Here is a 13,581-nt window from a genome sequence, read left to right as displayed (position 1 = left end):
TTATGAACCCCTTGCGCGAGGTCCCCGAACGCACCGAAGCCCTCCCGTCGGACGACGGGAGGGCTTCAGTACGTGCGCTGGCTCGCTCGCTCAGCAGCCGCTTACTTCTTGTTGCGGCGCTGGACGCGCGTGCGCTTCAGCAGCTTGCGGTGCTTCTTCTTCGCCATCCGCTTGCGCCGCTTCTTGATAACAGAGCCCACGACTACCCTCGCTCACTTCTCGGATCACCCCCGCGTCAGCGGGGATATTGGTGCGGGGCGTCTGGGCCCACACGACCTACGTCGGCCTAGCCTACCCGCCCGTTCGCCGAGCCTGTAATCGAGAGATGTCGATCAGGCTGTCTCCACCCCCACGTATGAGTCGCGAAGGTACTCGTGAACCGCGTTCTCGGGCACTCGGAAGGACCTTCCGACCCGGATTGCGGGCAGATGACCGCTGTGCACCAGCCGGTACACGGTCATCTTCGAGACTCGCATCACCGCGGCGACCTCCGCCACGGTCAGGAACGCAACCTCGCTGAGAGGCCTCTGGTCAGCAGCCATGACACACCTGAACCTTCCGCACATGACGCGCACCGGCTTCCCCTTCCGGTGACTCCTCGTCGCTGTGCGCTCACTCCCCAGAGTAGGGGCGGGTGATGCGAGTGGGGAAGAGGAGCTGCCATCGGCCGTTTACTGTGACAGACACGCTCGATTGAGTACATAGCGAGTAAGCGGTCGGTAGTAATCAGACCGCACAGCGTCATCAAGCGGAACGACGACGGACACTCGCCCCTCGGCCTCTCCGACGAACAGCGCCGGATCGTCCGTATCCGCCAGACCGATCGCCTCAAACCCCAGCTGACCTGCTCCGCAGACCCATCCGTGGTCCCCGATGACCAGCTCGGGCAGGGGGCCACCGGACTCCGCCTGCACCCCGAGAGCCCGTCGAACCGGCAAGGGCGAGTGGCTGTGTGCGCCGGTCTCACTCCCGGTGGGACGCGCGCCGGGTTCGCGCACCAGCGCGACACCTTGTACGTAGTCAAGGTTGTACGTGCGTAGGCCGAACCGGGTCGTTATGTCGACACGGTAACCCTGCGCGGGAGTGAGGACCTGGCAGCCCGCCGCCGACAGGGCATCGGCCAACGCGGCGTAGAAGCCCAGGAGTCGATGCGGGTGCCCCGTCCCGAGCAGCACGGGAACCCGCCGCCGGGCCGCCGCCCGGAGCCGCTCGGCGAACGCGTCGAGCGCCGCCAACGTCCGCTCCGGGTCGATGACATCGGCCCCCGTAGTGTGCCGGGGGTCGCCCGACACCCCGCACTTGTCGGCCATGAGCCGCAGCAAGTCGCCCGTGCCCCAGGTCCATTCGGGATCGAGCCCCAGGAGTATGCGCGGATCCCGGGCGGCGAAGAGCCGGTAGCTCCGCAGGCTCTCCTCCCGTGACGTGGCCACAGGCCCGGCGAGCCGGGCCGCCAGCAAATGCGCACGCAACGCTCCGGTGCTCAACACGCCCCGATGCTGCCGCACCCCCACCAAGCTCATCACGAAAACCCCGAAAACACCGCACAGTTGGGCTAACACGGTGGTAACAGTCCGTCCGGCGTTCGCGGGCGAGGCGCGGAGCGACGATCGAGTGCGAGCACGGGAGCGGCAGCCCCGGAGCGGGCACGGGCGGGCCCGGGGCGCACCGCGAGACCCTAGGCGAGCAGCCCCCGCAGCGGGAACACCGCCCGCCGAGCCGCCAACACGGCTTGATCCACACGGTCAGCGGGGTCGTACCCCTCGTCCCACCCCCGCCATCGCACCGGCCACCGCCCGTCCGTCATCCGCCCCGGAGCGTGGATCCGCGCCCGCGCGAACACCTCCCGCCCCCACTCCTCGGGCACTCCCGAGGAAGGCTCGACCTCGCGCCCTGCCGCGACGCCCACCAGATGCGTCCAGGACCGCGGCACCACGTCCACCACCGCGTACCCGCCCCCGCCGAGGGCCACCCAACGCCCTTCCGCGTACTCGTGGGCCAGCGAGTGGCACGCGATCTGCACCGCCCGCTGCGCGTCCAGCGACACCGCCAGATGCGCCAGGGGATCCTCGAAGTGCGTATCGGCACCGTGCTGCGTCACGAGGACCTGCGGCCGGAACTCCGCGAGCAGCTCCGGCACCAGCGCGTGGAACGCCCGCACCCAGCCCTCGTCCCCCGTCCCCGCGGGCAGCGCCACGTTCACCGCACTGCCCGGCGCCGCCTCGCCTCCCGTCTCCTCCGGCCATCCGGTCCCCGGGAACAGCGTCCTGGGGTGCTCGTGCAGGGAGATCGTCAGGACCCGCGGATCGTCCCAGAACGCGGCCTGCACCCCGTCCCCGTGGTGCACGTCCACGTCCACATAGGCGACGCGCTCGGCGCCCAGCTCCAGGAGGCGCGCGATGGCCAGCGCGGCGTCGTTGTACACACAGAAGCCCGAGGCCGCGCCCGGCATCGCATGGTGCAGCCCGCCGGCGAAGTTCACCGCGTGCAGCGCCTCTCCGTGCCACACGGCCTCGGCGGCACCGACCGACTGCCCGGCGATCAGCGCGGACACACCATGCATCCCCGCGAACGCCGGCACGTCCTCCGTGCCGAGGCCGTACTCCCCGTGCGCCGAGGACGGGTCGGCGGAGGCCGCCTTCACCGCCGCCACATAGTCCTCGCGGTGGACGAGGCCCAGCGTCGACTCACCGGCACGCTTCGCCGCGACGACGTCCAGCTCCCGGTCGAGCCCGAAGGCACCGATCAGGCTTCTGGTCAGGGCGAGCCGGACCGGGTCCATGGGGTGCTCAGGACCGAAGTCATAGCCCGTTACCGCTTCGTCCCACATCAGCCGTGCGCGCCCGCTCATGACCGTCACCGTATCTGTCCGGTCCGGGGGCGAACGACCGGGCGTACCGCAGGATCACAAGCACCAACACCAAGGGAACGACCATCGCGCCGCGATAGTTCCACACGTCCCCGAGCGCCCCCACCAGCGGCGAACCGACCAGAAACCCCACATAGTTGAAGATATTGAGCCGCGCGACCGCCACGTCCGAGGCGCCGGGGAACAGCCGCCCCGCCGCAGCGAACGTCTGCGGCACGATCACGCACAACCCGAGGCCGAGCAGCGTGAATCCACCGATCCCCACCCACGCCCCAGGGGCCACGGCCACCACACCGAACCCCACCGCGGCCACCACGGCTCCGCCCCGCACCACGGCCACCGCCCCGAACCGCCGCACCCCCAGGTCCCCAACTCCCCGCCCCACCAGGGTCATCACCATGTACACGTTGTACGGGACCGTCGACAGCTGCTCCGAGCTTCCCAGCACGTCCTGGAGGTACTTGGCGCCCCAGTTGGAGACGGTCGAGTCCCCGATGTACGCGAACGCCATCACCAGGCAAAGCGGCAACAGCGTCCGAAAAACGACCACGCCATCGGCGCCCTCACCCCCACCGCCCCGGCCGTCCTGCCCCTCCTGGCGGCCCTCCGCGCCCACGTCCCCACGGCCGCGTACGTCGTCGACGTACCACCGACTCCCCAGGAACGCGGCGGGCAACAACACCACGACCACCGGCAGGTACAGCACGAACAGAGACAGGTCCCAGTGCGCGCCGGCCCACGCCAGCGAGGCCCCCACGATGCCGCCCAGGCTGTACGCCGCGTGGAAGCCGAGCATGATGCTGCGCCCGTAGGTCCGCTGGAGGCTCACCCCGAGCATGTTCATCGAGGCGTCGAGAGCCCCCACCGCGACGCCGAACGCCGCGAGCGCCACCGCGATCTCCCACATCGCGTCGCCCGCCCCCGCGCCGAGCAGCGCGAGCAGTGCCGCGGGCTGCGACCACCGCATCACCCGGCTGGGCCGCACGCGCCTCACCAGCCGCTCGGCCCCCACGCTTCCGGCTCCGGCCAGCACGGGCACGCCCGCCAGGAAGACCGGAAGGAGTCCGTCGGATATCCCGTACTGGTCCTGCAGCGCCGGTATCCGCGTCACAAGGAGCGCGAACGCGACGCCCTGCACCAGGAAGCCGAACGCGAGCGAGGCCCTGCCCCGCCGCAGCGTCTCCGTCATGACCGCGAAGCGTAGGCCCGGGCGCTACCGCTGGGTAGATAGATCACTCATCAACTTAGCTTTAGCTGAGGAGCGTGGTCAGCTCCCTCAGGTCCCCGAAGAGCCGGGTGGCCCCGGTCAGCCGCTCGGCCGGGGTCATGCCCGTGAACCCGTACACGTCCATCCCTGCCGCGATCGCGGCCTGCACCCCAAGAGGGCTGTCCTCCACCACGACGCACCGCTCCGGCGCGACCCCCATCCGCTCGGCCGCGTACAGGAACAGATCCGGTGCCGGCTTCCCCCGCCCCACGTCCTGCGAACTGAAGACGCGCTCTTCCGCGAACCACTTGTCGAGCCCGGTCTTCCGGTGCCCTACCCGAATCCGCTCATGGCTCCCCGAGGAGGCGAGACAGTACGCGACTCCGTCGGCGGTCAGCTTCTCAAGGACCTCGTAGGCCCCGGCCATGGGTTCCAGTTCCCGCTCGAAGGCCGCGAAGACCCGCCCGTGAAAAACCTCGTCGAAGTCCTCCGGCAACCGCTGCCCCGACCGCTCCAGAACGGTGTCGTGTACGCGGTGGAGCGCGGCACCCATGTAATCGCGCAGGGAGTCCTCGTAGGTGGTGGGGTGCCCGAGCTCGGTCAGATATCCGGCGAGGAGCGTATTGGAGAGCGGCTCGCTGTCCACCAGGACACCGTCATTGTCGAAGATGACAAGGTCGTATCGCATACTTCGACCCTAAACGCAGAAAACCCCCGTGCCCACTGGCACGGGGGTTTCCCTCACAATTTGTTCGGCGGCGTCCTACTCTCCCACAGGGTCCCCCCTGCAGTACCATCGGCGCTGTAAGGCTTAGCTTCCGGGTTCGGAATGTAACCGGGCGTTTCCCTCACGCTATGACCACCGAAACACTATGAAACTGTGAACTACCGCACCACACCAGAAGGTGTGGGGTTGTTCGTGGTTTCAGAACCAACACAGTGAACGCGAGCAACTGAGGACAAGCCCTCGGCCTATTAGTACCAGTCAACTCCACCCGTTACCAGGCTTCCATATCTGGCCTATCAACCCAGTCGTCTACTGGGAGCCTTACCCCATCAAGTGGGTGGGAGTCCTCATCTCGAAGCAGGCTTCCCGCTTAGATGCTTTCAGCGGTTATCCTTTCCGAACGTAGCCAACCAGCCATGCCCTTGGCAGGACAACTGGCACACCAGAGGTTCGTCCGTCCCGGTCCTCTCGTACTAGGGACAGCCCTTCTCAAGACTCCTGCGCGCACAGCGGATAGGGACCGAACTGTCTCACGACGTTCTAAACCCAGCTCGCGTACCGCTTTAATGGGCGAACAGCCCAACCCTTGGGACCGACTCCAGCCCCAGGATGCGACGAGCCGACATCGAGGTGCCAAACCATCCCGTCGATATGGACTCTTGGGGAAGATCAGCCTGTTATCCCCGGGGTACCTTTTATCCGTTGAGCGACGGCGCTTCCACAAGCCACCGCCGGATCACTAGTCCCGACTTTCGTCCCTGCTCGACCCGTCAGTCTCACAGTCAAGCTCCCTTGTGCACTTACACTCAACACCTGATTACCAACCAGGCTGAGGGAACCTTTGGGCGCCTCCGTTACCCTTTGGGAGGCAACCGCCCCAGTTAAACTACCCATCAGACACTGTCCCTGATCCGGATCACGGACCCAGGTTAGACATCCAGCACGACCAGAGTGGTATTTCAACGGCGACTCCACGAACACTGGCGTGCCCGCTTCACAGTCTCCCACCTATCCTACACAAGCCGAACCGAACACCAATATCAAACTGTAGTAAAGGTCCCGGGTCTTTCCGTCCTGCTGCGCGAAACGAGCATCTTTACTCGTAGTGCAATTTCACCGGGCCTATGGTTGAGACAGTCGAGAAGTCGTTACGCCATTCGTGCAGGTCGGAACTTACCCGACAAGGAATTTCGCTACCTTAGGATGGTTATAGTTACCACCGCCGTTTACTGGCGCTTAAGTTCTCAGCTTCGCCCCACCGAAATGGAGCTAACCGGTCCCCTTAACGTTCCAGCACCGGGCAGGCGTCAGTCCGTATACATCGCCTTACGGCTTCGCACGGACCTGTGTTTTTAGTAAACAGTCGCTTCTCGCTGGTCTCTGCGGCCACCCCCAGCTCAGAGTGTAAAACTCGTCACCGGGTGTGGCCCCCTTCTCCCGAAGTTACGGGGGCATTTTGCCGAGTTCCTTAACCATAGTTCACCCGAACGCCTCGGTATTCTCTACCTGACCACCTGAGTCGGTTTAGGGTACGGGCCGCCATGAAACTCGCTAGAGGCTTTTCTCGACAGCATAGGATCATCCACTTCACCACAATCGGCTCGGCATCAGGTCTCAGCCTCAATGTGTGACGGATTTGCCTATCACACGGCCTACACCCTTACCCCGGGACAACCACCGCCCGGGCTGGACTACCTTCCTGCGTCACCCCATCGCTTACCTACTACCACCTTGGGTCGGCGGCTCCACCACTTTCCTTTCCCCGAAGGGTCCGGAACGGCTTCACGGCCTTAGCATTAATGGGCTCGATACTGGGCGTTTCAAAGCGGGTACCGGAATATCAACCGGTTATCCATCGACTACGCCTGTCGGCCTCGCCTTAGGTCCCGACTTACCCTGGGCAGATCAGCTTGACCCAGGAACCCTTAGTCAATCGGCGCACACGTTTCTCACGTATGTATCGCTACTCATGCCTGCATTCTCACTCGTGAACCGTCCACCACTGCCTTCCGGCGCAGCTTCACCCGGCACACGACGCTCCCCTACCCATCCCAGCGGGCGTTGGCCCTCATGCTGGAATGACACGACTTCGGCGGTACGCTTGAGCCCCGCTACATTGTCGGCGCGGAATCACTAGACCAGTGAGCTATTACGCACTCTTTCAAGGGTGGCTGCTTCTAAGCCAACCTCCTGGTTGTCTCTGCGACTCCACATCCTTTCCCACTTAGCGTACGCTTAGGGGCCTTAGTCGATGCTCTGGGCTGTTTCCCTCTCGACCATGGAGCTTATCCCCCACAGTCTCACTGCCGCGCTCTCACTTACCGGCATTCGGAGTTTGGCTAAGGTCAGTAACCCGGTAGGGCCCATCGCCTATCCAGTGCTCTACCTCCGGCAAGAAACACACGACGCTGCACCTAAATGCATTTCGGGGAGAACCAGCTATCACGGAGTTTGATTGGCCTTTCACCCCTAACCACAGGTCATCCCCCAGGTTTTCAACCCTGGTGGGTTCGGCCCTCCACGAAGTCTTACCTCCGCTTCAGCCTGCCCATGGCTAGATCACTCCGCTTCGGGTCTTGGGCGCGCTACTCAATCGCCCTATTCGGACTCGCTTTCGCTACGGCTTCCCCACACGGGTTAACCTCGCAACACACCGCAAACTCGCAGGCTCATTCTTCAAAAGGCACGCAGTCACGACGCAAGGAGCAAGCTCCCTGCGCGACGCTCCCACGGCTTGTAGGCACACGGTTTCAGGTACTATTTCACTCCGCTCCCGCGGTACTTTTCACCATTCCCTCACGGTACTATCCGCTATCGGTCACCAGGGAATATTTAGGCTTAACGGGTGGTCCCGCCAGATTCACACGGGATTTCTCGGGCCCCGTGCTACTTGGGTGTCTCTCAAACGAGCCGCTGACGTTTCGACTACGGGGGTCTTACCCTCTACGCCGGACCTTTCGCATGTCCTTCGCCTACATCAACGGTTTCTGACTCGTCTCACAGCCGGCAGACTGTGAAAGAGAGATCCCACAACCCCCCAAGCGCAACCCCTGCCGGGTCTCACACGCTTGAGGTTTGGCCTCATCCAGTTTCGCTCGCCACTACTCCCGGAATCACGGTTGTTTTCTCTTCCTGCGGGTACTGAGATGTTTCACTTCCCCGCGTTCCCTCCACACCGCCTATATATTCAGCGGTGGGTGACAGCCCATGACGACTGCCGGGTTTCCCCATTCGGAAACCCCCGGATCAAAGCCTGGTTGACGACTCCCCGGGGACTATCGTGGCCTCCCACGTCCTTCATCGGTTCCTGGTGCCAAGGCATCCACCGTGCGCCCTTAAAAACTTGGCCACAGATGCTCGCGTTCACTGTGCAGTTCTCAAACAACGACCAACCACCCATCACCCCGAACCAGCGGTTCGAGTGCACTGGGGCCGGCATTGAGGTCAGGAACAAGTCCGTACCCTCAGATACCCAACAGCGTGCCCGACCCGGTCCCGCCCGGAGATCATGCGTTCCACGCCCCGAAGAGCAGTACTAACAGCCTCCGACCCGTGAACCAGGCCGAGTAGTCAACGTTCCACCCATGAGCAACCAGTGCGAGACGTTCGCCCGCATGCTGGCCTCTGACCTCACCCCGAGGGGATCGGTAAGAAGTGCTCCTTAGAAAGGAGGTGATCCAGCCGCACCTTCCGGTACGGCTACCTTGTTACGACTTCGTCCCAATCGCCAGTCCCACCTTCGACAGCTCCCTCCCACAAGGGGTTGGGCCACCGGCTTCGGGTGTTACCGACTTTCGTGACGTGACGGGCGGTGTGTACAAGGCCCGGGAACGTATTCACCGCAGCAATGCTGATCTGCGATTACTAGCGACTCCGACTTCATGGGGTCGAGTTGCAGACCCCAATCCGAACTGAGACCGGCTTTTTGAGATTCGCTCCACCTCGCGGTATCGCAGCTCATTGTACCGGCCATTGTAGCACGTGTGCAGCCCAAGACATAAGGGGCATGATGACTTGACGTCGTCCCCACCTTCCTCCGAGTTGACCCCGGCGGTCTCCCGTGAGTCCCCAGCACCACAAGGGCCTGCTGGCAACACGGGACAAGGGTTGCGCTCGTTGCGGGACTTAACCCAACATCTCACGACACGAGCTGACGACAGCCATGCACCACCTGTACACCGACCACAAGGGGGCGACCATCTCTGGCCGTTTCCGGTGTATGTCAAGCCTTGGTAAGGTTCTTCGCGTTGCGTCGAATTAAGCCACATGCTCCGCCGCTTGTGCGGGCCCCCGTCAATTCCTTTGAGTTTTAGCCTTGCGGCCGTACTCCCCAGGCGGGGCACTTAATGCGTTAGCTGCGGCACGGACGACGTGGAATGTCGCCCACACCTAGTGCCCACCGTTTACGGCGTGGACTACCAGGGTATCTAATCCTGTTCGCTCCCCACGCTTTCGCTCCTCAGCGTCAGTATCGGCCCAGAGATCCGCCTTCGCCACCGGTGTTCCTCCTGATATCTGCGCATTTCACCGCTACACCAGGAATTCCGATCTCCCCTACCGAACTCTAGCCTGCCCGTATCGACTGCAGACCCGGGGTTAAGCCCCGGGCTTTCACAACCGACGTGACAAGCCGCCTACGAGCTCTTTACGCCCAATAATTCCGGACAACGCTCGCGCCCTACGTATTACCGCGGCTGCTGGCACGTAGTTAGCCGGCGCTTCTTCTGCAGGTACCGTCACTTTCGCTTCTTCCCTGCTGAAAGAGGTTTACAACCCGAAGGCCGTCATCCCTCACGCGGCGTCGCTGCATCAGGCTTTCGCCCATTGTGCAATATTCCCCACTGCTGCCTCCCGTAGGAGTCTGGGCCGTGTCTCAGTCCCAGTGTGGCCGGTCGCCCTCTCAGGCCGGCTACCCGTCGTCGCCTTGGTGAGCCATTACCTCACCAACTAGCTGATAGGCCGCGGGCTCATCCTGCACCGCCGGAGCTTTCCACACGGAGATCATGCGATCCCGTGTCATATCCGGTATTAGACCCCGTTTCCAGGGCTTGTCCCAGAGTGCAGGGCAGATTGCCCACGTGTTACTCACCCGTTCGCCACTAATCCACCCCGAAGGGCTTCATCGTTCGACTTGCATGTGTTAAGCACGCCGCCAGCGTTCGTCCTGAGCCAGGATCAAACTCTCCGTGAATGTGTACCCGTACTCGGGTGCAACACCACGAGAGCGGAACAACCAGGAGGAATAATCCCGGTCGTTCACAGCGTCCTCGCTGTGCGCCTCTCACCAGAGTGGGAGGACTTTTTCAAAGGAACCTCGCCACCGGACTGATGTCCGGCAGACGGGGTATCAACATATCTGGCGTTGACTTTTGGCACGCTGTTGAGTTCTCAAGGAACGGACGCTTCCTTTGTACTCACCCTCTCGGGCTTTCCTCCGGGCGCTTCCCTTCGGTATTTCGTGTTTCCGACTCTATCAGACTCTTTCCGGCTTCCCGGTCCGTTCCGATTTCCTCGGTGCTTTCCGGCCTTTCGGCCTTCCGGCGGTTTTGACTCTATCAGATCCTTTCGGGCCTGATTCCCAGTCAACCGGGTTTGTCTTCACGACTGTTGGGCCGTTCCGACGAGTGAGACTTTAGCGGAATCTCGGCTCCCGACCTAATCGGGGGCGTCCCTTCGAACGCCGATTCCTCATTTCGCAAAAACACATGGAAACGAGCCGACGCCGGACCCTTCGCGAACACGAAGAGGCTGCGCGTCGATCATTTGATGGTTCTTACGGAATGGCCGCCCGGGGACCGACCAGAGTCGGCGCTCACATCGGGCAACTCGGAGAACACTACGTTCCGGGTCTAGGGGTGTCAACTCCGGGCCCTGGAGCGCTACGGTGGAGACGTGACTACGCACGCGTGCATCCAACTGTGGTGGGCCGCCTGACGGCGGCCGTACTCACGCGTGTACTCAACGGCCGCCGCCTCGGCGGCCGTTCGCGTATCTCCCTCCGGAGGACCTGAGCCCGGCCGTCGGGGCGACGGCCCCGTTCTGGAGGTGGAGAGCAGCCATGACGCGGATCTTCAGTGGGGTCAAGCCGACCGGGCATCTGACGCTGGGGAACTACCTGGGGGCCGTCCGGCGCTGGGCTGAAGTGGATCAGTACCGGGCGGAGGCGTTGTTCTGTGTGGTGGATCTGCACGCGCTGACCGTGGAGCACGATCCCGGCCGGGTGCGCAGGCTCAGTCGGCAGGCGGCGACGCTGCTGCTCGCCGCGGGGATCGACCCCGAGCCGTGCACCGTCTTCGTACAGAGCCATGTGGACGAGCACGCGCGGCTCTCGTATCTGCTCGAGTGCGTCGCGACCGACGGCGAGATGCGCCGGATGATCCAGTACAAGGAGAAGTCGGCCGTCGAGCGGGCGCGGGGCGGGAGCGTGCGGCTCTCGCTGCTGACGTATCCGGTGCTGATGGCGGCGGACATCCTGGCGTACGGAGCCCATGAGGTGCCGGTCGGGGACGACCAGACGCAGCACGTCGAGCTGACGCGGGACCTCGCGGTGCGGTTCAACCAGCGGTACGGGCACGCGTTCGTGGTGCCGCGGGCGACGCCGCCGCAGGTGGCGGCGCGGGTCATGGACCTGCAGGACCCGACGTCGAAGATGGGCAAGTCCCACGAGTCCGGGGCCGGGATCGTCTACCTCCTTGACGAGCCGGACGTGGTGCGGAAGAAGGTCATGCGGGCCGTGACCGACAGCGGCAGCGGGGTCGCGTACGACCGCGAGGCCCGGCCGGGGGTGGCGAATCTGCTGGAGATCCTGGCCGCCTGCACGGGTGGGAACCCGGACGAGTTGAGCGGTGTATATGAGTCGTACGGAGCGTTGAAGAAGGACACCGCGGACGCCGTGGTGGAGCTGCTGCGGCCCGTGCGGGAGCGGCACAAGGAGCTGGTCGCGGATGCGGCGTATGTAGAGGAGGTGTTGCGAGCCGGGGCGGAGCGGGCCAGGGGGATGGCTCGGCCGACGGTCGATGCCGCCTATCGAGCGATCGGGCTGCTGCCCCCTGCGGCCGAGGTGCCCGCGGACGTGCCGGTGAACGTGGCGCGGTAGGCGCGTGGGCTGGTGGCGAGACGCGAGGCGAAGTGCTGTCGCATCGTGATCTCGCTGCCGAAGCCCGCGCGGCGGGCGACTTCGGGCATGGGCAGGTCGGTGCGTTCCAGGAGCTTCTGTGCGGCGGCGACGCGTTGGTCGAGGAGCCAGCGCAGGGGGGTGGTGCCGGTCGCCGCGGTGAAGTGACGGGCGAAGGAGCATGCCGACATGCCCGCCCGGGTGGCCAGGTCAGCGATGGTGAGCGGCTCGTGGAGGTGACGGAGGGCGTATTCACGGACGGCGGCCAGGGCGTCGGCGTCGCGGTCGGCGCGGGGTGTGGGGTGCTCGATGAACTGTGCCTGGCCGCCGGTGCGGAAGGGGGCGGTGACCATCGAGCGGGCGATCGTCGCGGCGGTCTCGGAGCCGTGTGCCATGCGGACCAGGTGCAGGCACAGGTCGATCCCGGCGGCGGTACCCGCGGCGGTCCAGATCTTGTCGTCCTCGATGAACAGGGCGTCGGGCACGACATCGACAAGGGGGTGATGGGCGCGCAGAAGATCGACGAGGTGCCAGTGGGTGATGGCCCGACGGCCGTCGAGCAGGCCGGCCTGGGCGAGCGTGAAGGCGCCGCCGCAGAGGGCGGCGACAGGGATGCCGTGGGCGTGGGCGCGGCGCAGGGCTTCGAGGATCGGAGGTGGTGTGGGGGTCAGGTGGTCGTCGAGGCCGGGGACGACGATCAGGTCGCCGTCGGTCAGACGGCTCAGCCAGGCGAGAGTGCGGTCGGGGGTGAGGCTGAGGCCGCCGCGCATGGGGACCGGCGCGGGTTCGGCGGCGACGCGGCGGAGGTCGAAGGGGGGTACGCCGCGGTCGGTGCGGTCGGCACCCCAGACCTCAGTGATCACGGAGACGTCGAAGGCGCGGATGCCGGGGAAGGCGAGCAGGGCGATGCGCTGCGGGCGCGTGGGCGCCGGGGTGGCGGGCATCGGTTCGGCGGCGGTGGACACGCTGGCAGTAAACCATCGATCGGTGGCTTCTGTACCTCTGGGGCGGAGGGCTCTCGGGCGGCAGCATCGAGGGCATGGAGATCACAGAGAACGCAGCACTGGTCGTGGTGGACGTACAGAAGGGCTTCGAGGAGGTGGAGTACTGGGGAGAGCGGAACAACCCGGAGGCCGACGACAACATCGCCGCGCTGATCGGGACGTGGCAGGAATCGGGGCGGCCGGTCGTGTTCGTACGGCACGACTCGGTGAAGCCGGACTCGCCGCTGCGGTCGGGATACGTGGGCAACGACTTCAAGGAGTACGTCGAGGAGCGGCGTGGGAAGGGGGCCGGTGGTGAGCTCCTGGTGACGAAGAGCGTGAACTCGGCCTTCTACGGGACGCCGAATCTGGACGCCTGGCTCAAGGAGGCGGGGGTCTCGCAGCTCGTGGTGACCGGGATCCAGACCAATATGTGCGCGGAGACGACGGCGCGGATGGGCGGGAATCTCGGGTACGACGTGCTGTTCGCGCTGGACGCGACCTACACCTTCGACCTGGAGGGGCCCTTCGGCTGGCGGCTCGGGGCGGAGGAGATCGCGCGGGCGACGGCGGTGACCCTGCACGGGGGCGGGTTCGCACGCGTGGTGACGACGGCGGACCTGATCGCGGGGGCGTCCAGGCCGTCCGGCCCGTCCGGTGTGTGAGGGCGAGTCGCGAAGTCCC

Annotated in this window: 9 protein-coding genes and 3 rRNA genes; 2 read left to right on the top strand and 10 right to left on the bottom strand. The window is 64.9% G+C overall.

Annotation, left to right across the window (positions count from 1 at the left end):
- Window positions 1-101: 101 nt before the first annotated feature.
- From CP982_RS24000 to CP982_RS23960, 9 genes are all read right to left on the bottom strand, one after another.
- On the bottom strand, window positions 102-200 hold the full coding sequence (locus CP982_RS24000) for a 30S ribosomal protein bS22 (protein WP_003948845.1): 99 nt from the start codon (window positions 198-200) through the stop codon (window positions 102-104).
- Window positions 201-332: 132 nt separating this feature from the next.
- Window positions 333-542 (bottom strand): helix-turn-helix domain-containing protein, encoded by a 210-nt coding sequence (locus tag CP982_RS23995; RefSeq protein WP_157164103.1) that lies wholly within the window; start codon window positions 540-542, stop codon window positions 333-335.
- Window positions 543-671: 129 nt separating this feature from the next.
- Complete coding sequence (locus CP982_RS23990) at window positions 672-1,487, bottom strand: phosphatase (RefSeq protein ID WP_150515668.1); 816 nt, start codon at window positions 1,485-1,487, stop codon at window positions 672-674.
- A gap of 188 nt (window positions 1,488-1,675) precedes the next feature.
- Complete coding sequence (locus tag CP982_RS23985) at window positions 1,676-2,848, bottom strand: acetoin utilization protein AcuC (RefSeq protein ID WP_150512409.1); 1,173 nt, start codon at window positions 2,846-2,848, stop codon at window positions 1,676-1,678.
- Window positions 2,799-4,055 (bottom strand): MFS transporter, encoded by a 1,257-nt coding sequence (locus CP982_RS23980; protein ID WP_150512408.1) that lies wholly within the window; start codon window positions 4,053-4,055, stop codon window positions 2,799-2,801. Before CP982_RS23980 ends, CP982_RS23985 begins: the two co-directional genes overlap by 50 nt.
- A 61-nt stretch (window positions 4,056-4,116) precedes the next feature.
- Window positions 4,117-4,761 (bottom strand): HAD family hydrolase, encoded by a 645-nt coding sequence (locus tag CP982_RS23975; RefSeq protein ID WP_150512407.1) that lies wholly within the window; start codon window positions 4,759-4,761, stop codon window positions 4,117-4,119.
- Between the two features lie 62 nt (window positions 4,762-4,823).
- Window positions 4,824-4,940: ribosomal RNA gene (gene rrf / locus CP982_RS23970) — 5S ribosomal RNA — on the bottom strand.
- An 88-nt stretch (window positions 4,941-5,028) separates the two neighbouring features.
- A 23S ribosomal RNA gene (locus CP982_RS23965) occupies window positions 5,029-8,149 on the bottom strand.
- 316 nt (window positions 8,150-8,465) lie between these two features.
- A 16S ribosomal RNA gene (locus CP982_RS23960) occupies window positions 8,466-9,991 on the bottom strand.
- Together the 16S, 23S and 5S rRNA genes form the textbook arrangement of a ribosomal RNA operon.
- Before the next feature lie 867 nt (window positions 9,992-10,858).
- Here CP982_RS23960 and trpS point away from each other — a divergent pair.
- A complete protein-coding gene (trpS, locus tag CP982_RS23950) occupies window positions 10,859-11,896 on the top strand; it encodes a tryptophan--tRNA ligase (protein WP_150512406.1) in 1,038 nt (345 codons plus the stop codon).
- Here the strand turns inward: trpS and CP982_RS23945 are convergent.
- On the bottom strand, window positions 11,824-12,858 hold the full coding sequence (locus tag CP982_RS23945; protein WP_150515667.1) for a GlxA family transcriptional regulator: 1,035 nt from the start codon (window positions 12,856-12,858) through the stop codon (window positions 11,824-11,826). The two genes, trpS and CP982_RS23945, sit on opposite strands and share 73 nt — an antisense overlap.
- 95 nt (window positions 12,859-12,953) lie before the next feature.
- Here CP982_RS23945 and CP982_RS23940 point away from each other — a divergent pair, with 95 nt between their 5' ends.
- The gene (locus tag CP982_RS23940) at window positions 12,954-13,562 is read left to right on the top strand and encodes a cysteine hydrolase family protein (protein WP_150512405.1); all 609 of its coding nucleotides are present in this window, start codon (window positions 12,954-12,956) and stop codon (window positions 13,560-13,562) included.
- Window positions 13,563-13,581: the final 19 nt, after the last annotated feature.

Source organism: Streptomyces spectabilis, assembly GCF_008704795.1.
GTDB classification, from domain to species: domain Bacteria; phylum Actinomycetota; class Actinomycetes; order Streptomycetales; family Streptomycetaceae; genus Streptomyces; species Streptomyces spectabilis.
The sequence above is the reverse complement of the archived record's forward strand: the minus strand, read 5'-3'. Positions and strand labels throughout refer to the sequence as shown.

Coding starts and splice junctions, on each gene's coding strand:
- CP982_RS23985 (WP_150512409.1), bottom strand. CDS start 2,848: ATGAGCGGGCGCGCACGGCTGATGTGGGACGAAGCGGTAACGGGCTAT.
- trpS (WP_150512406.1), top strand. CDS start 10,859: ATGACGCGGATCTTCAGTGGGGTCAAGCCGACCGGGCATCTGACGCTG.
- CP982_RS23945 (WP_150515667.1), bottom strand. CDS start 12,858: ATGCCCGCCACCCCGGCGCCCACGCGCCCGCAGCGCATCGCCCTGCTC.
- CP982_RS23975 (WP_150512407.1), bottom strand. CDS start 4,761: ATGCGATACGACCTTGTCATCTTCGACAATGACGGTGTCCTGGTGGAC.
- CP982_RS23980 (WP_150512408.1), bottom strand. CDS start 4,055: ATGACGGAGACGCTGCGGCGGGGCAGGGCCTCGCTCGCGTTCGGCTTC.
- CP982_RS23995 (WP_157164103.1), bottom strand. CDS start 542: ATGGCTGCTGACCAGAGGCCTCTCAGCGAGGTTGCGTTCCTGACCGTG.
- CP982_RS23940 (WP_150512405.1), top strand. CDS start 12,954: ATGGAGATCACAGAGAACGCAGCACTGGTCGTGGTGGACGTACAGAAG.